This window comes from Neptuniibacter sp. 2_MG-2023 (assembly GCF_030547495.1).
In the GTDB taxonomy this organism is placed as follows: Bacteria; Pseudomonadota; Gammaproteobacteria; order Pseudomonadales; family Balneatricaceae; genus Neptuniibacter.
Genome location: NZ_JAUOQC010000015.1, coordinates 63778 through 87002 on the forward strand (window position 1 = coordinate 63778; position 23225 = coordinate 87002).

General features: G+C 39.9%; 17 protein-coding genes. 8 read left to right on the forward strand and 9 right to left on the reverse strand.

What is annotated here, in order from left to right; translation table 11 throughout:
- Positions 1–573 precede the first annotated feature (573 nt).
- From Q4486_RS13640 to Q4486_RS13660, 5 genes are all read right to left on the reverse strand, one after another.
- Entirely contained in the window at positions 574–1779 is a 1206-nt protein-coding gene (locus Q4486_RS13640; protein ID WP_303415105.1) for a porin, read from the reverse strand.
- Between the two features lie 909 nt (positions 1780–2688).
- Positions 2689–4767, reverse strand: a complete 2079-nt coding sequence (locus Q4486_RS13645; protein WP_303519799.1) for a NosR/NirI family protein — start codon at positions 4765–4767, stop codon at positions 2689–2691.
- A gap of 43 nt (positions 4768–4810) precedes the next feature.
- Complete coding sequence (locus Q4486_RS13650) at positions 4811–5692, reverse strand: SMP-30/gluconolactonase/LRE family protein (RefSeq protein WP_303519800.1); 882 nt, start codon at positions 5690–5692, stop codon at positions 4811–4813.
- Between the two features lie 25 nt (positions 5693–5717).
- On the reverse strand, positions 5718–6209 hold the full coding sequence (locus Q4486_RS13655) for a hypothetical protein (protein WP_303415101.1): 492 nt from the start codon (positions 6207–6209) through the stop codon (positions 5718–5720).
- 63 nt (positions 6210–6272) lie between these two features.
- Positions 6273–7223, reverse strand: coding sequence for a hypothetical protein (locus tag Q4486_RS13660; RefSeq protein WP_303519802.1), 951 nt, complete (start codon positions 7221–7223; stop codon positions 6273–6275).
- Between the two features lie 618 nt (positions 7224–7841).
- On the opposite strand from Q4486_RS13660, the gene Q4486_RS13665 reads away from it, so the two are divergent.
- The 5 genes from Q4486_RS13665 (at position 7842) to Q4486_RS13685 (ending at position 13201) form a co-directional block, all read left to right on the forward strand.
- Positions 7842–8408, forward strand: a complete 567-nt coding sequence (locus tag Q4486_RS13665) for a ubiquinol-cytochrome c reductase iron-sulfur subunit (RefSeq protein WP_303415099.1) — start codon at positions 7842–7844, stop codon at positions 8406–8408.
- A 74-nt stretch (positions 8409–8482) separates the two neighbouring features.
- The gene (locus Q4486_RS13670) at positions 8483–10276 is read left to right on the forward strand and encodes a PQQ-dependent dehydrogenase, methanol/ethanol family (RefSeq protein ID WP_303519803.1); all 1794 of its coding nucleotides are present in this window, start codon (positions 8483–8485) and stop codon (positions 10274–10276) included.
- A gap of 83 nt (positions 10277–10359) precedes the next feature.
- Entirely contained in the window at positions 10360–11799 is a 1440-nt protein-coding gene (gene aldA / locus Q4486_RS13675; protein ID WP_303519804.1) for an aldehyde dehydrogenase, read from the forward strand.
- An 80-nt stretch (positions 11800–11879) separates the two neighbouring features.
- Positions 11880–12326, forward strand: a complete 447-nt coding sequence (locus Q4486_RS13680; RefSeq protein WP_303519805.1) for a hypothetical protein — start codon at positions 11880–11882, stop codon at positions 12324–12326.
- Positions 12327–12676: 350 nt separating this feature from the next.
- Positions 12677–13201 (forward strand): DUF1097 domain-containing protein, encoded by a 525-nt coding sequence (locus Q4486_RS13685; RefSeq protein WP_303415095.1) that lies wholly within the window; start codon positions 12677–12679, stop codon positions 13199–13201.
- Positions 13202–13488: 287 nt separating this feature from the next.
- On the opposite strand, the gene Q4486_RS13690 is transcribed toward Q4486_RS13685, so the two are convergent.
- The 4 genes from Q4486_RS13690 to Q4486_RS13705 all read right to left on the reverse strand — a co-directional run bounded on the left by Q4486_RS13690 (position 13489) and on the right by Q4486_RS13705 (position 19749).
- On the reverse strand, positions 13489–14970 hold the full coding sequence (locus tag Q4486_RS13690) for an aldehyde dehydrogenase (protein WP_303415094.1): 1482 nt from the start codon (positions 14968–14970) through the stop codon (positions 13489–13491).
- Between the two features lie 469 nt (positions 14971–15439).
- Positions 15440–16669 (reverse strand): hypothetical protein, encoded by a 1230-nt coding sequence (locus Q4486_RS13695; RefSeq protein WP_303519806.1) that lies wholly within the window; start codon positions 16667–16669, stop codon positions 15440–15442.
- 411 nt (positions 16670–17080) lie between these two features.
- A complete protein-coding gene (locus tag Q4486_RS13700; protein WP_303519807.1) occupies positions 17081–17578 on the reverse strand; it encodes a hypothetical protein in 498 nt (165 codons plus the stop codon).
- A gap of 173 nt (positions 17579–17751) precedes the next feature.
- Entirely contained in the window at positions 17752–19749 is a 1998-nt protein-coding gene (locus Q4486_RS13705) for a sigma-54-dependent Fis family transcriptional regulator (RefSeq protein WP_303519808.1), read from the reverse strand.
- Positions 19750–20640: 891 nt separating this feature from the next.
- Between Q4486_RS13705 and Q4486_RS13710 the strand changes: the two genes are divergently transcribed.
- The 3 genes from Q4486_RS13710 to Q4486_RS13720 form a co-directional block, all read left to right on the forward strand.
- Positions 20641–22425, forward strand: a complete 1785-nt coding sequence (locus Q4486_RS13710; RefSeq protein ID WP_303519810.1) for a methyl-accepting chemotaxis protein — start codon at positions 20641–20643, stop codon at positions 22423–22425.
- Positions 22426–22632: 207 nt separating this feature from the next.
- Entirely contained in the window at positions 22633–22707 is a 75-nt protein-coding gene (gene pqqA, locus Q4486_RS13715) for a pyrroloquinoline quinone precursor peptide PqqA (protein WP_075109601.1), read from the forward strand.
- A gap of 201 nt (positions 22708–22908) precedes the next feature.
- Positions 22909–23225, forward strand: a 317-nt coding sequence (locus tag Q4486_RS13720; RefSeq protein WP_303415089.1) for an MBL fold metallo-hydrolase, incomplete at its 3' end; no start/stop codon positions are given.

Sequence of the window (23225 nt, forward strand, 5' to 3'; positions counted from 1 at the left end):
CAAGCGCTCTGGAGCAATATTCTGGTGGCAGATATATGAAACTAATAACCCTCCCATTATTTTCCACACCGACTTTTCTTGATCTATAGTTGGCTGCTTTTATTACTTGTCGGGCAAATTTAACCAAGCTTGATTATTGGGCTAAGAATAGCTGTAAGTAAGACTTAGTACTTAGTTTTAAACTTAGAAATTAGAAGCAATCTGTATCAATGTTTGCTGGGTAAATAGATTGCTATTGTTAACTGAATATATCGAGAGCGTTTTAATAGACGATGTTTTAGATTTATGTCGGCAGGGTTTTAGTATTGGGTTACTGTTTAGGATAATGATTAACCTGATAAGGCCTATATTTAGCTGAAAAACTCTTTGTGGTTAAGCAGTTTTTTAACCTAGCCTAAATGATGTTTAATGATCTACTTACTTTTAAATAGAAGAGCAAAGCTGTTTTACATAGGCTCTAAAATTGGAAAAGCTAGCGAGGTTTACTCGCTAGCTTTTGGATAGGGCTATGGTTAATTGATTTTCTCAGAAGGGGGTGAGAGATCAGCTTAACCATGTAGATCCCTAGTTGGTCTAGAATGCGAAATTAACACCTATATTGAGTAGTGTTGTTTTCTCGCCGACAGGGGCTGGCGTTGCCACAATAGAGGTTGCATATTGTGAAACAACACCCATACCTGCATCAGAGTCAACGTAAGCCATCTGAGCGTAAAGAATAGTAGATTCACCCATAGTATATTCGTTACTCAGTACTAGAGATTTAGTTTCTGCACTAGTAACCGGAGCATTATCTTCATTGATATAGTAAGCAACGGTGGCTGTATGTTTAGCCGCCCATTTCCAATCTATGCCCATACCTAGCGCATCAAGGTCAAGGATCTCGTTACCATTTTGATCATTGTTTTCAGTATTCATGTAGTTGATCTTAAAAGTAAGATCGCCCAAGTTATAAGCGGCACCGGTTGCCCAGCTTGTTACTACGTCTTCACCTGTTTGTTGATCCGTCATATTCTGAAATGAGCCAGATAATGAAAGAGGACCAGTTGTGTATGCAGCACCAAGGGCTAGAACTTCGCCCTCTTTTTGCGAACCTTCCTGCCCACCAAAAGAGTACATAACACCAAAATCAATACCATTAATGTTGTTACGGTATTGAATTGCATTATTAAAGAAAATACCGACATCATTGTTATCGTTACGGCCGCCAGCGTTAGCATTATTTACTGTAGAAAAGTATTGGCTATATGCCCAAGCATAAAGGTTTGAGAACTGCTCTTTAAAGATGCGCGGTTCTGTTGCCAGATTAGCAAGAAGAGCCGGCCCGTACTGGCGTCCAGCGATAACTGTACCCCAGTCGCCAGTAAGACCTAGATTAGCTTGACGACGGAACAGAATATCTCCGCTACCATCTCCTGCTGCGAGGGGAGCATCACCTGTACCGTGAAATCTACCAGTATCTAGATCGAAATGAGCTTCTAAGTTGAAAAAAGCATTCATGTCATTGTCTAGTTCACGGTTACCTTTAAAACCGAAAACTGTTTGTCGTAGACCACTAGTTGCTAGATCGACTCGCTCACTTCCATTAGTGGATACATTATCTTGAGCAAGAATACCAATATCTAAAATACCGTACATCGATAATTGGGTTTTATCGGTTTCACCAATTAGGATATCGGCAGATACAGTGCTAGCAGTGGTGGATAGAAGAATCGCAGCTGTTAGTGCCTTAATCGGGCTGGCTGCGCCAAGCTGAGCTTGGGATACCTTCTTAACGTTCATATAATTACTCCCCAGTGGAATTTTATAATTAGATTTATCAACGGGATTTCACTCAAAGTTCTTTTTTAATCGCTTTAATGTGAAATTGGGTTTTCATCAATTCATAGGGGAAATAGCATTTTATGTGCCAATAGATTTTTGTATTGGTTTTTTGTTTTATAAAAACCATTGTTTTTCAATAGGTTATGTTGTTTTTTTGAGAAAGGTAAGGTTTTTTGTTTAGGTGCTTATAAAGTGATAGCGTGAAGAGTTTTTTTGGAGGCAGGAGAGTATTTTAGTTTTATTTGTTTTTATATATCAATTGGTTATGTTGTTTAAAAAATGGATATAGATTTTCAATGAGAATAATTTATTGATGCTTTTTAAGAACGTTTTTGGATGGAGTAAAAAATAAGATTATTAGTTCTTTTTAAAGATTATTGAAACACATTGTTTCAGAAATTGAATCACATTGTTTCGTTAGTCCTAAGCTTGATACAAGAACTATCTTGTTTGATTTTCTTTATATAGATAAAAAATAACCATTTTAGGTCTGGCCAATACAGATTCCTATATTGGATATTATTGTGTATTTATAGATGTGAAATATGTTTTGCATATAGTCGCTGTGATGCTGGATGATATTTATATGTTAACGATGATCTGTTTGGTCGATTTGTCGCATTAGATCGATACGGTATGTTGCATAAACAAAACTTTAAAAATAAATAAATTAATATTATTTATATATATCAATGAGTTAACTTTTTGGTCTCCATCTTGCTATTTACTCTTATGTTAGTAATGACGCTCTACTCTAGCTTAGTGAATGCTGTCGCTTAAGCTCTTTGTTCGGCATATCGCAATTTGGTATCTTTTCTGCCCGTCTCCCTTCAGGGTATGTATTGCGATGTGCCGATCATTTTTTAGTTATACGTCTACCGTGCTTGCAATAATATTACTTGCTTGTTTTGACTGCTTACTTTTTCTTTTTGTATCCGCCACCTCGATTGCACAGAGTGTTGGATTGTAATTGATAACGATACATTCAAGGCATTGCACGCATTCTTTCATATCTATCTTTCCTTGCTTATCTATTGCGTCAATTTCACAGTTGTTTCGGCAGTTTTGACAAGGTGATCCGCACTCAGCTCGACGTGTAAGCCAATTAAATATAGGGAAGGCTCCTAATATGGCGAGACTTGCGCCGAGCGGGCATAGGTATCGGCAATAGAATTTATGTACTTTCATCGCGAGCAAAATAAGAATGATAGCGTAGATAACGTATTGCCACTCACGTATGAAGTAGAGTGTAACACTGGTTTTGAACGGTTCCAGTTCAGCTAAGGTTTCACCTAGAGCAAGGGAGTAAAATGAGGCTCCAATTATGCCGATCAACAATACATATTTAAGCTTTTGTAGCTGGTTATGCCATTTAGGTTTGATCTTCCAGCGCTTAATTTTAAGTTTTTTTGCTAGTAATCCCGCAAACTCTTGAATAGCGCCAAACGGACATAGCCAACCACAAAAGAGCCCTCGACCAAACAAAATCAGGCTGAATAATACGTAGCACCATAAGATTGAGACGATAGGGTCTAATAAAAAGGAGGTTAACGATATACCTTCAATCCATAAGTGCTGTACTGTGAGTATGTTGACAATACTGAGCTGTCCCTGGGCGTAATAACCTATAAAGATAATAGTGAAGGCTAAGAAACCTAAACGTATTTTATGAAAAATCTTTGGGTTAAGTACCGCAAAGTGTTGATTTAAAAATAGAATCGACAAGATAACTAAGCTTAGCAGTAACAGAGCTATCTCATTTTGTCTTTGCTGCCAAAGCTCTTGCCACAGCTCTAATTCGTTAGCTTCTTTATTTAGCTCAGCAGTGAAATCCTCGGCAGGTAGTTGAAAGTCGTCATATAAGTTAATGCCCGGATTTGTTTTGAATATCATTTTTGTTCGAGCGAGTGGATCAAAGGTGGCGACAGGTGGAACTCTGTAAAGGGTAATCTCATCCCAATCAGACCCCGGTAGTCCTATGTTAAAGTCAGTGACTTTCTTACGGATAACTTCAGTATTTCGCTGTTTTAAGCCGAGGAAATTAGAAAACGGTTGTTGTTTCCACAGGCCTTTGCTAAAGAGCAAAAAGTACTGATCACCTTCAGTTTTATATTTTAACCAGTCTTGATAGTGGGAGTCAGACAGTAGGTTTTTAGCCACGAGAGGGTGGCTAAAGTAGGCGGCATAAAGTTCGGCAATAGGAAGCTGGTTATCTACTGAAACCGGTTGGCTGGGATAACCTAATTGCTTATCGCTGATTGCTGCATTGATCTGTTGTTTATAAATAGGCCAGTGCTTAACTAATCCTCTCTCAACAAGTTGGGATAAGTTGAGCTTTTCAAAGTGGTCCATTTTAGGAATATAGTGTGATTGGGAGGCGTAGCCGGCAAGTTCTTTCGCTTGTGCAACGGCGCGTGCAGCTTTAGTAATCGTTTTGTTAATCGCGTTAGTCGTTACTGTTGCACTAGTGATACCGTCAATATAAGTACTTTTTCCACTGCCGGTTAGATTTTTTTGATTATCACCACGTATATAAATGTTATTAGATGCAGGGACGTCGATCAGTTGCTGCATGTAATTTACTAATCGTTGCGGGCCATCACCTTTCATAAAAATAGGTTCATAGTGGTCGATGACCACAAACCCCATGTAGCGACCTTCAGGGGAGAGACCGATCATAATATCAATAGGTTTCCCGCCATATCCGCGGACAGGATATATCTCAGCGGTTTGGAAGGCATAACCAACAATATCGGCGAAGCGGTAAACAGGAATAATACTTAAATCTTTGTCTTCCTGCTCTATATGACTGGCATTGGGAAATAACTGTTGTAGTTCAGATGTTAATGGCATCTCAACCGCATAAATGTAAGAGCTAACCAAAAGGCTTGAGCAAATTAATATGAATCGACTGACTTTAAACAACACATCACATAAAAAATTCATCATCGCACCTTTTGGTTATCTCTGTAGCAAGCTTTGGTTTAGCTTATTTAGTGGTATAAGCGATTAGCTTGCCTTCCATCATATGAGGAATAAGTAATAACTTTTTGCTACGTAGATAAAGTATGTCAGCAGTACCTTGTCCTAACTCGAGTAAGGTTTTAACCTTGCCGTCATCAGAGGCTTGCATTAATTTTCCTTGCATCCAATCGGTTATAAGGAATGTGTGATCATCTTGTTTAGCTAAACCGTCTAGATTGCCTATAGGTGAGCCATTACCAAAGTCGACGATGCTCTTATCTTTTGATGAAATGACAAGTAGGTGGCCAGGTACATCAGTTTTCCAACCATCAGTAGGTTTGCCCCAGCTACCTACAATCAAATGCTCATTGTCTATATAAAGACCATTTGGATTCTCGAGCTTCTCATCTTCTAACCAGATCTCTAATTTACCGCGGTAAAGGCGATAGATACGATTAGTGGATGTATCGGTCACATAAATGACACCGCTTCTATCTATAGCTACATCGTTAAGGAAGTGCTCGCCATCCAGTGCGAAGCGTTTGGTCACTTTAGCGGTTTCTACGTCAATGACGAGGAGTTCGTTAATGTCTGCGACAAATAAGTTTTTGCCAAAGATAGCCATACCTTTTGGCGCATTTAGACCGTCGACCCATTTTAACTTTTCAATCTTTCCATCATTAGCGATGAGTGAAATAAAGCCTTTGCCATCTTTGCCGCTTGGCTCACCATTAATGTTAGAAACGTATAATGAACGTCGCATAATGTCATAGATAACGGATTCTGGTTGTTTTAGCTCCGCTTTTGTTTGCCATTGCTGAGTTAAAGTAAGTTCTTCGGCAGATACCGGGTTACTTAGTGGCACTACTAATGTGAGTAATAAGCTTGCTGTTATCTTTTTAATCATTTTCAGGCTCCATCTAAGTAAGAAATTAGTGAGAAATTGTTTGTGCCGCTTTAAGTGCTTGTTTTTCAGCTAAGCTACAAAATGCTTTTTTGGATTCAGGTGTTGGTAACGCAAGAGCAAGACCTTGGGCTATGCCCGCTTTGTAGCGTTCAATGTCGCTTAACATTGCAAAGCGATATAGCTTCCAGTCATCATCATTCATCTGACGAGCGACTTCGGTTGCTTGTACATTTTGAGTGCCGGAAACCACAAATGAATCATATATGGCACGTTTTAAACCGGTGTCAGATAGTTTCAGTTCATCTGCTAGTTCATTTAAACCGCACCAGTTTAGTGTCGGTTCTGCGTGAATCTCATTTCCATGAGTACGGATCATCTCAGCAAAAATTGCTTTCTGAAATTTGATCAGTAAAGGAGAATTTTGTGTCATTTCTTCCTGTTTTTGCGTTGTATCTGCGTTCGCTACAGAGCAAAGAAGGGTTATTCCACAGCAAAAAATGGATAAGAGCTTATTCATTAGTTATCCTTTTTATTGTTTTTATTAGCGCTAGCTAAAACGAAAGTGTTTGTAAAAATATCTTTAAAGTTCGTTGATGATGGCATTCATCTTATTCAGGTAAACGCTTTCTGGAATAACGCCTTGCTCGTAAAGAGATTTAACTTTTTTAAGTCGAGCTTCTACGGAGTTTTCATTAGGAGAAGAGGGCGCTGTTGCTACAGAGGCTTCTTGTGTGGCCTTCTCTAAGCGCTGTAGACGTTCTTCTATAGCTGATTCTTTCTCATCTTGTTTGTTTTTCTGATTTTCAGATAGGTATTTATTTTGTATAACTTCCGTTGGATTATGAGGCTGCTGGTAATCGTATTTATGATCTAAGCTCACACTTAACCAATCATTACGATTATTAACCATGGTTGCTCCAGGAAAAGTTTTTAGTTTCCATGCGTGATCATTTTCTTCCGTTATATCGCCTGTTGGAAGTTTAAAGTGAGAGAGTTCAACATTTGAAGCATAGCGGCTGTTGCTTACGCCTTCCCCTGAACGTATATATTTTTTGTGTAGATCAACATGGATTTCACCAAAAAGCAGGTTCAGTGCATCACCTCGAACAAAGGCGGTTCCGCTGGTAGATAAACGCTTATCACCAAAGTAGATACTTCTGAAGTCCGACATAGAAAATGTAATAGCTTCATCTTTAGATGCTTTTTTTAATGCATCACTTATGCCTTGGGCGAGAATATCAATCTCTTTATCTGTGAAAATACGTCGTTCTTTATTCGTTGAGCTAGAGGAGATAATTGAGGTGAGACCTGTTTGCTCTTTCTCTTGAATTTCAAGTTGGCTAAGAATTCTAGCGACTTTTTGAGCATCTAATTGATAGGGATGGGTAGCGTTTCCACCCGTTTTTTGAGAACTGACCCCTATGTAGTCAGTACCATCTTTCCAAAGAGTTTCTGTGGCGGCCTGGCTATTGGTGAAAGCTAGGGAGAGAGCAGGTATCAGCATAAGTTTAATTAAAGTGGCACGATTCACGGCATTGTTCCTTATTATCTTTTTTAGTTTTACCTCATAACGCAAAAGATATGCCACAGCCTAAAACTAATCACTGGTTCCAATTCAAAGCTCGCTGAATGCATTGTAATAGCTGAATTTATGTGGAGAGGTTAATTCATAAGTTGCTGCCCAGTAGACGGGGGATAACGTTTCTTTGTTGTTGAAAAGCCACAGGTGTCATCAGTTTAGCGACATATGTTGCATTTATTGCTCTGTTTGAGCTTTTGTCGTTTTTTGTTGCTGATTGGGTGTCGCATCGCCTTCTTTTTTTCTTATTTGTTTTTGTTTTTTTTGTCGTTAACTGCTTGTTTTATTAGGTTTATCTTGTGTTTTTGCTGTGTTGCATTTGTGCGACGTTTGTTGTGGACAGTTGTCTTTTTTCTACCAAATAAAAATTGATGCCTAGTTTTTGATTTTTAGCTTTTCTAATGAAAAACAAAAAAATAATCATTAAAAATCAAATAGATATGAATTTATTTTTATCTTTTTGTTTTTTTTGGCGCACCCTTTGCAGATTCAGGCATAGCAAGTCTCAAACTTCTTTAAATGAATTTTACGACTTACAAATATAAAGATAACTAAACGGTGAGATAAATCGTGGAACGTAGATCATTTTTAAAATCTTGTGCATGTATCGCAGCTGTTGGTGCTACTGAGGGATTGTCTAGTAGTCACGCTGAAGCAGCTTCCAAAAAACCAGAAAGCATGAGGCCAAAACCAGGGGATCAGCTTGTTGTTGAAGATGGTCATGGTAATGCCCGTGTAATTTCTGCATCTGAATTGAAATTAGAAGTACAGCAGATTATGGCGTTCCCCCAAGACCCTGTTACTGGCGTTATCCGCAGTGGCTCTCGATTTAATAAGGTCATGGTAATGCGTCTGAATCCTGAGCTTATGGATGAAGATACTAAAAAGAATTCAGCTGATGGTGTTGTTGCCTATTCGGCTATTTGTACCCATCAAGGGTGTGATGTGAATTCGTACATTGAAGATAAAAAGGAATTCTTCTGCTTCTGTCATTATTCCAGATTTAATCCATATGAGGCGGGCAAAGTAACTAACGGTCCTGCAACAAGACGCTTAGCAATGCTGCCGATTGAGATTAAGGACGATTTTATCATCGTCAAAGAACCATTTACCCGTAAACCAGGTTACAAAAAGTAAGTTTAAACAGAGTCTCTATTCCCCGTTTGGGGGTTTCCTAAGAAGACAAATAAAAACAACCAGGAGTGAGCTATATGTCATTAGCTAAACAGTTTGGGATACTTGCCGTAGCATTGGCTGTTACACCTGCTGCTTTTGCAGTAGGCGGTGCAACCGCTGCTAAGTCAAACCCATTAACAAACTACAGCCCAGTTACTGAAGCTAGGCTACAAAATCCAGAGCCAGAAAACTGGCTTCAATGGCGTGGTACTTATGAAGGTTGGACGTATAGTCCACTAGATCAGATTAATGCTGATAACGTTTCTGACCTTGTACCAGTATGGTCATATTCTACAGGTGAGCTAGAAGGTCACCAGGCACCACCTATCGTCAATGACGGTGTGATGTTTATCTCTACGCCAAATAACCAGGTTATTGCGCTTAATGCAGAAACAGGTGATGAGCTTTGGCGTTATAAGAAAGAGATTCCTGAAGAGCTTTTCCAGTTACACCCAACTAACCGTGGTGTAGGTTTGTATGGCGATAAAGTATACCTAGCTGCAACAGATGCATGTCTAGTTGCTTTGGATGCTAAAACAGGTGAAGAGTCTTGGGTTACTTGTGTTGCTGATTGGCAGGACGGTTACTATATGACATTGTCTCCGCTTATTGCGAAAGGCAAAGTTATGGTAGGTGTTTCTGGTGGTGAATATGGTATTCGTGGCCATATCACAGCAGTTGATGCTGAAACTGGTAAAATTGAATGGAAAACTCATACAATTCCAGCACCAGGCGAGCCAGGTAGTGATACGTGGAAAGGCGATGCTTGGAAAACCGGTGGCGCATCTGTATGGATCGCAGGTACTTATGACGCTGACATGGGTGTAGCGTTCTATGGTACTGGTAATGGTGGCCCTTGGATGCCAGATACTCGTCCAGGCGATAACCTATATGCTAACTCTGTAGTAGCAATTGATGTTGCAACAGGTAAGATGAAAGGTTACCACCAATACCATCACAATGATGCATGGGATTGGGATGAAGTATCTCCGCCTGTAATTATTGATTACAAGCACAAAGGCAAAAACATTAAAGGCCTCGTACATGCGGGTCGTAATGGTTACCTTTGGACGCTTGAGCGTCATAAAGATGGATCTATTGGTTTCGTAGATGCTGAACCATTCGTTAAGCAAAACGTATTTAAGAGTATAGATCCTAAAACGGGTCGTCCAACATATGACCCTGCACATACGCCAGGTACAGGTAAAACTGTTACTTTCTGCCCATCTCTTTGGGGTGGTAAAGATTGGCCGCCAGAAGCATACAACCCTAAAACAGGTCTTTTCTACATCCCTGCACATGAGAACCTTTGTTCTGAAATGGGCGGTGTAAAACTAGCACCTCGTAAGTCTGGTGAGTTGTATATTGGTGTACCTATCTCTGACATCCTTACTAACATCCGTTTGACTGATGCTGCTAAAAACGATCATATTGGCGAAATTCAGGCTTGGGATCTTAAGAAAGGCGAGAAGGTATGGCAGTTCAACATGAAAGAGATGAACTGGGGTCCGTTGCTAACTACTGGCGGTAACTTGTTGTTCTCTGGTGGTTCTAATGACCGTATGTTCCGTGCACTTGATGCGCGTACTGGTAAGAAACTTTGGCAGTACCGTGCTAACTCAGGTATCACTGCGGTTCCTTCTAGCTGGAGTGTAAATGGTACTCAGTTTATCGGTGTTCAGGCTGGTTGGGGCGTAGATGCTCAGCGTATGCAGGGTGCATTTGATGCTGTAATGGACCATACAACTGCAGTTCCACAGGGCGGTGTTCTACATGTATTCGCTCTTAAGAAAAATGCAGACAAACTAATGGAAGCTGCAGCTAAATAAGCAGTAAATCCATCCTAGAGTCAGGTTAGTAGTTCTACTTTCCTGACTCTTATTTCCCCCCATAAGAATAAAGAGAATATGTCATGTTAGAAGCCCCTGTTTATAGAAATTATATTAATGGCGAATTTATGGCGGAGCCTACGTCAACTATTGATGTATTTAATCCTGCTAATGGCCAATTATTATCCCGTGTCCCTAATGCTTCAGCTGATGAAGTTGACTTGGCTGTTGGCGCTGCAAAAGCAGCGCAGAAAGATTGGGCTGCAAAACCAGCAAATGAGCGTGCGGGCTACTTGCGAGTTATTGCGAACAAAATTCGTGAAAATGCAGACAGGTTAGCAACAATCATTACAGAAGAGCAGGGTAAAGTGCTAAGCCTTGCTAGAGTCGAAGTGGATTTCACTGCCGACTATATGGACTATATGGCTGAGTGGGCTCGCCGTATTGAGGGCGAAGTAATTACAAGTGATCGTCCAGGTGAAAATATTTTCCTTTTTCATAAGCCTGTAGGTGTAGTTGCAGGTATTTTGCCTTGGAACTTCCCATTCTTTCTTATTGCAAGAAAAATGGCGCCAGCTTTAGTTACAGGTAACACTATTGTTATCAAGCCAAGTGAAGAAACACCGAATAACTGCTTTGAGTTTGCTAAGTTAGTTGCAGAAACTGATCTACCGAAGGGCGTATTTAACGTTGTATGTGGAACAGGTGCTGGTGTAGGTAGCACTTTGACAACTCATACAAGTGTTGACCTTATTAGCTTTACAGGCAGTGTTGAGACGGGATCTCGTATCATGGCTGCTGCTGCACCAAATATTACTAAGTTAAACCTTGAGCTTGGTGGTAAGGCGCCAGCGATTGTTATGCCAAGTGCAGATATTGACCTAGCGGTTACTGCAATCAAAAACTCTCGTGTGATTAACTCAGGCCAGGTTTGTAACTGTGCAGAGCGTGTTTATGTTCACGCATCAGTTGCTGATGAATTCATTAGTAAAATGACCGCAGCTATGGCTGAAACCACTTATGGTGATCCAATTGTAAACCCAGATGTTGATATGGGGCCTTTGGTTAATAAGATTGGTTTAGATAAAGTTGCAGCAATGGTTGAAAAGGCAAAAGAGCAGGGCGCGACAGTAACTACGGGTGGATCTATTGCTGATTTGGGTAAAGGATTCCATTACCAACCGACAGTTATTTCTGGTTGTACAAGTGATATGGAGATCATGAATAAGGAGATCTTTGGTGCCGTACTTCCTATCCAGATAGTAAACGATCTTGATGAGGCGATCTCTATTGCTAATGCATCTGAGTATGGATTAACTTCGTCGATTTATACGCGTGATTTAAATGAAACAATGAAAGCTATTAATGAGTTGGATTACGGTGAAACTTATGTGAACCGTGAAAACTTTGAAGCGATGCAAGGCTTTCATGCTGGTGTTCGTAAATCTGGTATCGGTGGTGCTGACGGTAAGCATGGTTTGTATGAATATACTCATACTCATGTTGCCTATATCCAGCGTTAAGTGTCAATAAACTCTTAGCAGCCAATGCTTGAAAATGAGGAGCTAATTAGCTCCTCATTTTATTTGATTTTGGGGTATCTATGGAAAAATTAAAAAGGAAGTTGTCACTATTAAATATCCCTGTTTATGAAATAGAAGCTGAGGATGCTTTGCCTGAGGTTATTTATACCCATTTAGAACTAATAGATGAAGATCTTTTAGTGTATGAGCCAAAGATATACTTTGGTACAGATAGTATTAATTCTTCTTATAGTAGTGAACATTTAAATGTTATTGTCTTTCAAACATTATTAGCTGTTGAGGAAAGTTCGATCTTATTTGTAGATCAGAATGTTAACGATAGTATAAGGCTAGCTGATTTATCTAACTACTCTGTATTAGTCGTTCAGGAACGTAATGTAGTTGACTGCATTGAGGTCGCTTTACATAGAATTAGCGGTGCTTCTGGTTACTATAATAACAATATAGAAATAATATCACCTGGTTCTATCCCTTCTAATTCAATAATTGTTATCGTAAAAGACTAATTTTAATTCCTTTCTTAAAGTCCCTATATAAAAATAATCTTTTATATGTCTCCTTAAATGAAAGTGTATAGTTTTAAATACATTTTTATTTCGATATCTTTTTTGAGTGTCGCTTTCTGTATTTTAAATTATATATTATGTTTTATAATTGCGACACTTGATGCAGCTTTGTTTTTGTTTGTTTAAATTTTTAAAGGTATTTATCCTTGTTTTATAGGGTTTTATTGTTATTTTTAGTTTTCTGCTGAGTTGGCATTATAACTGCTTTGTTTATGTCGATAGTTAATAAATGGTTAGTTACATCATTTATTTAATGACATAAATTTAAGAAAAATAAGGAAAAGTCATTTATGAACCCTTTAACCGCTACTTCTTTAAGTATCGCTATATTCGGTGCGTTAGCTACCTGGATGGCACTTAGTCCTTTATCAGGTCTCGTTCTGATTTGGGCGATCTTCGTTGCGTGGGCAGCATTTGCTGCTTTAGGCGCGGATAATACTGCATTCAAAAATACTATTGTTTGCGGCGTATTCGGCGTTGTTATTGGCTGGATAGGCGCTTTTATTCTATTAAAACTTCCATTAGGTGAAGTTTTAGGTGGTCCATTATGGGCGGCAATAGTCGTGGCAGTAACTGCCTTTACCGTAGTGTTCGCTTCTAACCTTTCAATTTTTGGAGCGGTGCCTGCATCGGTTCTTTCTTATGCTGCAACCTTCGCTTACCTGCTTCAGACCGAAGGGAAGATGTCTTTAGAGACATTAACATCAGCATCATTTGAAAACCCATTATTAATCATCTCTCTATCATTTATTTTGGGAGCTGTTTTTGGAAAGCTTTCAACCTTAGCAGCAGGCGCAGTGTCAGCAGAAGCATAAGGTTTTTCACCCTGTTATACGAGTAGTACCCTTCGCTCTCGGTACCGCATCTTCTACGGTGGTACCAAATCCATCCGCTATTCACGGCGGCTTTAGCCCTAAATCTTTGGTTTAGGGCTTTTTTTTATATTTTTCTGTCACTTAAAAATGCTGTGAAGTGGGCTCTTTGCTGAAAATAATTAGGGATAAATATTGATGTGAAAGGGGGATATGAGAGGAGCTAGCTTAGAGATAAAAAAACCGGGTATTTATATAAATACCCAGTTTTGTTTTAAGAGTAATAAGGGCTAGCCAAGAGGTCTAGCAATCGTTAGCTCACGTAAGTAATCATAGAATGTTTCTGGGGAGTTTACGCCACCACCAACACCACTCATATTGATCCCGCCGTAAGGTAAGCCATATGCAAAAACGTTATGAGCGTTAATCCAGCTGTTCCCTGCAATCATCTGTTCTGCTACACGGTTGCAGCGTTCGATATCACGACTGAATACACTATTTGCTAGTCCGTATTCTAAGCTATTAACTAGATCTAGTGCTTCACTTTCAGTTTTGAATTTAACAAGAAAAGCAGCTGGGCCGAAGATCTCTTCTTTAAAGCAGATGTTGTTAGGTGAGCCTGTTAATAGATAAGGTGCTACGTAGTAGCCACCATCATGACCGTCAACAGAAACCTTACCCCCTGCTAATACTTCAACGGCGCCTTCAGTTAAGCCTTTATCTAAATACTCGAGAACTGTATCTTGTTGGGCTTGGCTCACGACAGGTCCCATCTCTGTTTTTGGATCTATACCAGGACCAATAACAGTGCTTTTCAATTTTGTTGTTACTTTTTCAACAAACTGATCGTAGATGTTTTCGTGAATTAACCAACGCGTTGCGGTACAGCAAACTTGTCCAGTGTTTAGAGTGATCGCGCCTGCAAGCTGCTCTACAGCATTATCTATATCAGCATCATCAAAGACAACCGCAGCACCTTTACCGCCAAGCTCTAGTTTGCAAGGAATAGGACGTTGACCACACATGGAGGCTATCTGTTTGCCTACACCGGAAGAGCCTGTAAATGATATACGGCGTGTTTTAGGATGTTCAATAAGTGGTGTGCCTACAGCTCGACCTGCACCAACAACAACATTAATTACGCCAGCAGGAATGCCAACTTCTTCAGCTAACTTGCATACATAAAGAGTAGTTAGAGGTGTTAATTCGGCAGGTTTTATAACAACAGTATTACCCGCAGCTAATGCAGGTATAACGTTCCACATGAGAAGATCAAAAGGGAAGTTCCAAGGAAAGATAAAACCACAAACGCCATAAGGGGCGCGGTGGACGCGTGCGTCCATATCTTTTAAATCTAAAGTTTTGCCGTAATCAGCATTTACTGCAAGATCTGCATAGTAACGTACACATTCAATACCGAAAGGAATGTCAAAACCATCAGCATTTACGAATGCCTTACCTACATCAAGGGCTTCTAGCTGAGCGAGAGTTTCTGACTCGCTTTCAAGCTTGTCTGCAAGGCGGTTTAAATACTGAGCGCGTTCGGCAGGTGATAGTGCTGACCAGCTTTTAAATGCCTTATCTGCTGTTACTACTGCAAGGTTAACATCTTGTGCGTTACCAGAAGAGACAGTGGCAATTTTTGATCCAGACGATGGATCAATAACATCTGTAGTTTTTCCGCTTTCGCTATTAATCCATGTACCGTTAATGAATTGAGGGATCGGTTGGCTCAAAAACTCTTTTGCTTGAGAACTTAATAGATCGTTCATACATTGCTCCATTGGCTACTCATTAGTTTTATTATGAAGTGATTTATTGAGCAGTATATGTGCCAGATTTTAAGCGTCTTTAGAAAAATATTTAAACGTAATTGTCTGTTAAATATATGTTTTTTGGTGTTTTTGGTGGGTTTTTATTAGCGGCTTATATAGTTAAGAATGGAACGATGCAGCGGAGAGATTAGTGTTTTAATAATGCAACAGCTGTCTCTTTTTATATATTTTATTTAGCAAGGCTAGGTAAACAAAAAGGACCTGCCTCAGAGTGCGAACTTAGGCAGGCCAAAGCCACTGCTGTCGTGACAGTAGTCTTGAAGAAAACTGAGGCAGTATGTTTTCTTCAAAGGTGAAAAAAGAGCACCTTAAAAAGGTGCTCAAGATCACCGGAGGGTGAATTGATGAAGAAATTCTCTAGCTAGTAAGGTGGGAGCCCGAAGGGGGGGGCTCCCATCTTTACCTGTTAGAAAGTTACAGATGCTTCTACGATTAAGCCATCCCACTCTGTGCCGCCAGCAACACTAGAGTCTGTAGCGCCACCGCCGGAGAACTGATCTTCTTCCTGTTTAACATATTCTGCTTTAAACAAAGTAGAGTCGTTCATCCAGTAACCAGCACCTAGCTGTAGGCGTGTCGCTTCGTTAGGACCGCTGATACCAGCGCTTTTGTTTTCTGATTCAGCATAACGAGCAGCAACGTAGAAATCATTGCTGATATCGTATTTACCTTCGATTGACCAGAAAGCCATTTTAGATTTTTGAGCTACATAAGCTGTAGAGGTTAAGCCTGAACCGCCTGTGCCTTGGCCTACCCAGCTGTAATCATCTTCCGCTTGACCGATAAGGCCGTGTATAAGGAAGTTGTTAGCTTTATATTGAACATCAGCCTGCCAAATGAAGGCATCAACACCAGGAACGATCAATGGATGAGTTCCGCGTGCATTAACAGCAGTGCTTGCGAACTGGTAGTTATCGCCATCACCAACAGCAATCAATGAACCAGCCGCTTTGCCAGCAACTGATGCTTGGTCGTGGTTAGTTTTAAATGTACCAGCACCAAAAGAAAGACCACTTTCTAGGTTAACGGTACCGCGTAAACCCATGTTGTAGCCGTGACCGTCAGAGAAATCTGTGAAGAAATCTGGTGTTGCTAGTACGGCATCCCAAGTTACGTTTGTGCCGCCAGATAGATTGTGAGAACCATAAGCCCATAGGCCTTCCTCAGCAGTAATCATGTCGACTAGACCGTTACCTACGAACGGGTTGCTTTGTACAGCAGCACCATCTGAGTAGCGGATAAAGTTTTGAGTTGTTGAAACAACGTTACCTAAACGAACACCTGTGTTGTTAGGTAGGTCAAATTGAATCCAGCCTAAATCTTGGCTGATTGCAGCGCTGCCATTACCCCAGTCGTTAGGTTCTTCAGCTAACTCAGCGAAAACGGAAACATTCTCAGAGATCTGAGCATTGATGTTCAATGCAAAGCGCATGCGTTGGAATGCAGAGTCAGAGGATGCATCGCCAGCGTTTGCTGCGGCTCCGTCTACATCAATGCCTGATTGCCATGACTGCATAGCCGCGCCACTGATTTTGATTTTTCCATCCATGAATTCTGCAGCAGTTGCTGTTGTTGCTACAGCGGACATAGCAAGAATTGCAGCGGCAACATTCATGTTGATTAGTGTTCGTTTCATTAACGAATCCCCCTAACTTTATTATAAGTAAGTTTTTGTTTTGGTTTTTTAAAATAATTAAATTTAATTACTCTAGCCGACTTTAATATCGCAATTGCTGTGCCAGATGTGTTTTTACTGAGGTTTTTATTTATATGTTTTTGAAAAATAAGGGGAAATGTTTTTTTCTATTTTATTTTGAACTAAATGTTTTTTCTTAGGTCTGTTTTTTTGTAAATCACCTGTCGCATTAATGTTTTAAATTTGCGACAACTGTTCTTTTTCTTGTTTTATTTTTTCATATAAGAGATGGGTGTTGTAATTGTCGCACGGTATGTTTCATTTGTTACTTTAAAGAAACATGTGTCGCATTTTTTAATAAAAAAAAGCACTTATTTAAAGTGCTTTTTATTTTTAAAAGGTATTTTTAAATTAAGACTTTTTCTCATCAAGCGTGATTGCTATTTTATAGCCTTCATCGCTTTTTCCAACAAGGTATACAACAGAGTTGTACTCTTCTTTGCTGGTTTTGCTTTCTTCATCGCTGTTTTCAAAGTAGATTCTCATTAAGTGTGTAACAGGCATATTGCTATGATATTTCTTGTTACCTACAGAGAAGTTCTTTAAAAATTCAGTATCAGCTTCTTCAAACTCGGTTTTCGCTACTTTGCGGCCAAAGTTGTTACGTGTATAAACACGTACCATTTTAGCTTTATATTTTCTGACGCCTTCCCAGTTTACTAAAGCTTCTATATCAGAATAGTTTTTGGCCTCATGAGCCACTAAGAAACGTTCTAATAATGACTCTTTAGTGTTTGCTATGTCAGAAGCGTGCGCACTAAAACAACAAATAATAAAAAACAATGGCAGTATTTTTTTTAACATTTTTATTTTCTCCGTTGATCTATCAATTCTAAGTGATAAATTCATAGATTTGCTTTTAATCGATAAATTTAATGCAGGTGTTATGCCAATTAATGCAAAGTTTGAAAGGGTGGTTTTTGAAGGGGCTGTTTTAAAATAGCGAATATTAAATAGGTGTTTTTAAGTGTCTTAAGGCTGGAAATGAGATATTCCCAGCCTTAAGATTCGTCATTAAAGAATCAATAGATATCATTCGGTTGAACGATGTTATATTTTTTCATTTTTCGATAGACGGTTGAGCGGCAAATATTCAACTCTTCAGAGACTTGAGTGATATTCCAGCGATATTGACGTAATGCATCGACTAGGCGGCGTCCTTCCTCATCATTTACGAAATCAGATAGACTCATTGGTTTCTCTGTTTCAGGTATGACTTCCTCTTCCTTGAAGAGCTCTTTCGATGCACGAACTTCAATAGGTAGATCATCAATTGTAATGTGCTTTTCTTTTGATACAGCTAAAGCGTAGCGTAGTACGTTAGCTAGTTGGCGTATATTACCAGGCCAGTGATAGTCGTGAAGTATCTGTCGAGCCTGAGGGGCAAAGACTACATCAGCAGAGCCACCTAGTTCTCGATCAAGAATGCAATCAATAATAAAGTCTTTATCATTGCGATTTCGAAGGGTAGGTAGTTTTAGCGACATACCGTTGAGTCGATAATAAAAATCCTCGCGGAATAATTTGTCTTTAATATGCTGCATTAGGTCTTGATGTGTTGCAGAGATAACTTGTATATCTAGAGTTATGGGTGCGGTTGCACCTAAAGGCATTATCTCGCGTTCCGCTAGAGCGCGTAGTAAGCGAGTTTGTAGTTGTGCCGGCATATCACCTATCTCATCTAAGAAGATAGTCCCGCCGTTAGCCTGTTCAAGTTTACCCTTCATTCCTTTTCGGTTTGCGCCGGTAAAGGAGCCGCTTTTATAACCAAAAAGTTCGCTTTCTATTAAAGATTCTGGAATCGCGGCACAATTTAATGCGATGAAAGGCCCGTTCTTTTTATCGCTTGCGTCGTGAATGGCGCGAGCAAAGGCTTCTTTGCCTGTGCCTGTTTCACCGGTTATTAGGATAGGAATGTCCTTATTTATGACATGTCTTATCTGCTGAACATTGCGAAGCACTCCCTCGTCTTCACCTGCTAGCTCTTCTAAAGTAGGGTGTTTGTGTTTATGTGTAGACGCTGAGGCCTCTTTAGGTTTTATAATTGCACTTTCATTAGAGCCTGTTATTAGCTTGTTGGCAGGTACGCGAATGGCTATCTCTATCTCGTCCAGTAATTTTGGCGATTGATGCCTAACGGTTAATGCGCCGCCGTTGCTTTGGGTGAGTAGTTGATCCACATTTAAGCCAACAATATCTTCAATTTGCATGCCTAAGAGTTGTTGGTCTCTATCAAGGAGGTGCTCGTATTCTGCAAATGCAGAACGGTTAGCCCCGATTACGACGCCGCGCTCATTGACGGCTAATAATTGTTCTTGTGCCAGATCGGAAAAGTTATTGGTCTCTTTTACGTTCATGGTGATCTGGCCACGATAGGTTTGACGAAAATAACTATTCTCAATCATTCGGCCATACATGCAGATCATCTGCAGGGTTAAAAATTGGCTTTCTTTGCTGCCTGAAGCGTTAAGGCATGAGGCATTGAGGCAGCCTTTTAGATTGCCTAGTGGATCAAAAATTGGGGTAACTGAGCAGCTTAGCTGGCTATGGTTGGCAAAAAAGTGTTCATGATGATGAATTATCATAGACTCTTTTTCTTCTAAACAGGTGCCTATACCATTTGTACCTGCTTGTGATTCTCCCCACGTTGAACCAACCAATAGACCCGCGTTTTGCCAAATTTCTTTGGACATTTTAGGGAGGCGTGCATCTAAGGTTAAACCGGATTCATCCGTTAATAGAACGGAGAAGCCTGCGTCGGCGATTCGTTTTGATAAACCAGTTAAGCCATTTCGGGCAATATTCAGGTAATCTTCGTGAAGTTGTAACTGTTCTTGAATCTCATAATGAGTCAGGATATCTACCGGTTGAGGGGATTTTGGATCTAGGCCGTGCTTTAATAGGCTTCTTTCCCAAGATTGCGCTATACGATCTCCGGGGGTGAATTTTCGATCTTGGAAATTCCCTGTTACGTAGGCGACAACGTCCTTGGTGCCATTTATTTGTGGCATATTTCTCATGCTGGATTCGCTCCTGCCTTAACAATCTTATTTATATAGATGAAAGAGAATGTTTTCAGCTATTTAAGTCGTAAGGCTTTTTATTTTTGTTATACGAGTTCTACTGTAACAATGTTTGGCTACATTGTTCATGAAATCTTTGCAGGATGTATGCCAGCCTAATTCTTTCTTTTATGTGTGTGATTTGCATAGTTAATTGGCTCCTAGTTTGGTCTTAAATTGTATAATTTTTGTATGCGAATTGGTTGGAATGTTGAGGCGATTTTTATCGCGATCTAAAAAAATCACATTGTGTTTATGTTTTCTAACTATTTGATAATTAAAACTTAAACAAGTCGATTGTTGTTTTTATGCACCGGTCTGTTGCAGCGCTGAATCAAATGTTTCTTTTTTTATCAGACGGGTGCGTATTTTACATCGTGAGTTGAAATGACACAGGTGTGTCAAATATGAAACATTAGATGATTATTGCTACACATGTAGCAGTATCGCTCATAGAGAGCTGGCAATCTATAGTGTTGGCGGTAGGTTGTCGATGTCGATTTTTGTTTTCTTTAGTGGATTATTTTATTTCCCCTCTATTTGATTCTCTTTTCTGGGATTTTGTATAGTGCTAGGCGGTCTGTCTTGTCTTTGCTGAAGCGCTATGGGTGTTTATATCTTCTTTTTTGTTTTTTTATCCAGCTCTTTTATTTACTTGTTCTTTTTCAACTAGTTGCTGCTCTTTTGTTCTCTCTTCTTTGCTTTTGGCATATATCTTGATGATTAACAGCTTTGGTTGTTACTCATAACTCGTTGTTAAAAAGTAGTTTCTAGTAATTTTGAAGTCTGCTAGCGAGTGCTTTGGGTTGAGTTCTTAAAGATAATTATAAAAAGAAGAGCAGTGGATATATGAGTTTATATAAAAGTATTGAACGGACTTTATTTAATTCTCTTACTAAAAAGATAGTAGGTAATGTCCTTTTTCTGATTATTCCTAATATTATTTTGATGGTTTTAGTTTATCGTCATACGCAAAGTGTTGAGTCGATTTTGTTGTCTGCTGAGGTGGGCGACTCGACTAAGCAGTTGTTGGGGGATGCATTAGGTGTGTTTTGGTTATCGGCTTCAGTCACGGTTGGGTTGGCTTTAGCAGGTGGTATTTTCACTATTTTTTTTATGCGCCACCTTTTTCTCAAACCGATTCAGGATATTACTCGGGTTTTAAGTGCTATTAAGGAGAAGGGGGGAGATATATCGGTAACGCTGCCTGTTTATACTTGTGATGAAATTTCAGTCATGGCGCAGAGTTACAATGAGTTCTCTTCAAAGCTTAAGGATATTATTGCGGATACGCGTTCAAGAAGTGTGAATATTGCGGTGTCGGCGGCGCGTCTTAAAAAAGTGATTGGGCAGGCAAGTAATAACGCAAGTGATCAAGAGGATAAAGCGCATCAGGTTTTTCAGTCTAGCAGTGAGTCCACTCAGGCTATAGATGAGATCGCTAGAAGTACTATCCAGATAAGCGAGCAGAACTCATCAAATCTTAATGATGTGCGGGGCTCAAGTTCAGAGCTGCTGAAGGTCCAAGAGCAGGTTGAAGCCATTCATCAGCTAGTTAGTGAGTTTCAAACTAAAATCGCGAGCTTACATGCAAATTCGCAAAATATAACGCAAATACTATTGATGGTTCAGGAGTTCTCTGAGCAAACAAATCTGTTAGCGCTTAATGCATCTATCGAAGCTGCGCGTGCGGGTGATGCTGGGCGAGGATTTGCGGTTGTGGCTGATGAGGTTAGGGGGTTGGCTCAAAAAGTGGGTTCAGCTACGAGTGAGATTGATAAAAATATCTCACAGATGTCATCCCTAGTATCAGATACGGGTAGTAGTGCTAAGAATATTTTGGGTTATGTTGAGTCAACGGGGCAGTTTATTGAGCAAACAAATATTCAGTTTGGTCAGTTGGTAACCGACTTTGAGCAGGTGGATGGTCAGTTGTCCGGTATTAGTGCTGCGATTGATGAGCTTTCGTATACCAATAAAAGCTCCCATAAGCAGGTGGATCTGATTACTAAAATTTCTGCGGAGATTAAGCAGGAGATGGAGCATTCTCAAAGTTTCTCTAATGATTTAGAGGTATCGACTGAGGAGAGCCAAGAGTTGTTATCTCGTTTTATTATTGGCTACGGTGCATTTGAAAGCATTATTGTGAAAGGCAGGGGTTTTCATAGTGAGCTGCAGGGACTGCTCGAAGAGCTTGGTCAGCGCTGTAATATTTTTGATACTAATTATCAGCGAGTTAATCCAGATCAGCAGCCAGCAAAATTTGTTACATCTTGTACGGATAAGTTTGATGGTTGTTTTCAGGCTGTCATTGATCGCTTTGTAGAGTTGAACTCTGAGTTTATCTATACCGTATTAGTGGATCAGCGTGGCTATATAGCTACACATCATAAGAAAGTGTCTAAGCCTATGACGGGAGATTTCTCAATTGATAATCTTCAGAGCCGTAATAGACGGATTTTCTTTGACACCCGTTCAGAGCAGCGGAGGGCAACTCATACGCAGTCTTTCCTTATGCAGACTTATATACGCGATACGGGCGAGATACTTAATGAGCTATCAATTCCTGTCTTTGTAGGTGGTAGGCACTGGGGTGCATTAATTATGGGCTTTAATCCCGATGTACTTTTGTAAAGTTTTTTTAAATATGACGTTGGTAAGTGGAAATAAAAATTTTAAATAGTGAGTTAGTTGATGTAATGGCATGAATCTAGCTTGTTATTTTGATGAGAAGTGTAATACCTGTAATGCGCAAATAGCTGTCCGCTTCTGCAACAGGTGTTGCACTTTGTGAAGCAATAGAAAAACAAGTGATAATAAATTTAATAATAGGAGTTACTTATGAAATGGTCTAAACCAGCATATAGCGATCTAAGAATCGGTTTTGAAGTTACTATGTATTTCGCAAACCGTTAAGCTCTATTTCATCTTCCCCGGATGATGGTCGCAACTGTATTTTTTAAGTTGCGTAAGAATGGCGCCTAATCATAGCTGTAATTTAAAGTAATTTATTGAATGGCTTTTTCTGGATTAGGCGCCTTTCGCGCTCAGTTCCACCTCTTATTTTTATTGATGCTAAAGCGTCTGTAATAAAATAAGCCAACTAGAAGAATAATAATGAAAGTACAAGTATTAGGCTCAGCTGCTGGCGGCGGTTTTCCTCAGTGGAACTGTAACTGTCGTAACTGTGCAGGCGTGCGTGCCGGCACTATCAATGCAAAAACTAGAACACAGTCCTCTATTACCGTCAGTGTTGATGGCGAGAACTGGATCCTCTTTAATACCTCTCCCGATATTCGTGAACAGTTGGCCAGTTTTGGCCCTATGCAACCTAATCGTGCGATCCGCGATACCGGTATTGCTGCGATCGTCTATATGGATAGTCAGATCGACCACACCACCGGCTTATTGATGCTGCGTGAAGGCTGCCCCCA

Coding starts and splice junctions, on each gene's coding strand:
- Q4486_RS13640 (WP_303415105.1), bottom strand. CDS start 1,779: ATGAACGTTAAGAAGGTATCCCAAGCTCAGCTTGGCGCAGCCAGCCCG.
- Q4486_RS13645 (WP_303519799.1), bottom strand. CDS start 4,767: ATGAATTTTTTATGTGATGTGTTGTTTAAAGTCAGTCGATTCATATTA.
- Q4486_RS13650 (WP_303519800.1), bottom strand. CDS start 5,692: ATGATTAAAAAGATAACAGCAAGCTTATTACTCACATTAGTAGTGCCA.
- Q4486_RS13655 (WP_303415101.1), bottom strand. CDS start 6,209: ATGAATAAGCTCTTATCCATTTTTTGCTGTGGAATAACCCTTCTTTGC.
- Q4486_RS13670 (WP_303519803.1), top strand. CDS start 8,483: ATGTCATTAGCTAAACAGTTTGGGATACTTGCCGTAGCATTGGCTGTT.
- aldA (WP_303519804.1), top strand. CDS start 10,360: ATGTTAGAAGCCCCTGTTTATAGAAATTATATTAATGGCGAATTTATG.
- Q4486_RS13680 (WP_303519805.1), top strand. CDS start 11,880: ATGGAAAAATTAAAAAGGAAGTTGTCACTATTAAATATCCCTGTTTAT.
- Q4486_RS13685 (WP_303415095.1), top strand. CDS start 12,677: ATGAACCCTTTAACCGCTACTTCTTTAAGTATCGCTATATTCGGTGCG.
- Q4486_RS13690 (WP_303415094.1), bottom strand. CDS start 14,970: ATGAACGATCTATTAAGTTCTCAAGCAAAAGAGTTTTTGAGCCAACCG.
- Q4486_RS13695 (WP_303519806.1), bottom strand. CDS start 16,669: ATGAAACGAACACTAATCAACATGAATGTTGCCGCTGCAATTCTTGCT.
- Q4486_RS13700 (WP_303519807.1), bottom strand. CDS start 17,578: ATGAATTTATCACTTAGAATTGATAGATCAACGGAGAAAATAAAAATG.
- Q4486_RS13705 (WP_303519808.1), bottom strand. CDS start 19,749: ATGAGAAATATGCCACAAATAAATGGCACCAAGGACGTTGTCGCCTAC.
- Q4486_RS13710 (WP_303519810.1), top strand. CDS start 20,641: ATGAGTTTATATAAAAGTATTGAACGGACTTTATTTAATTCTCTTACT.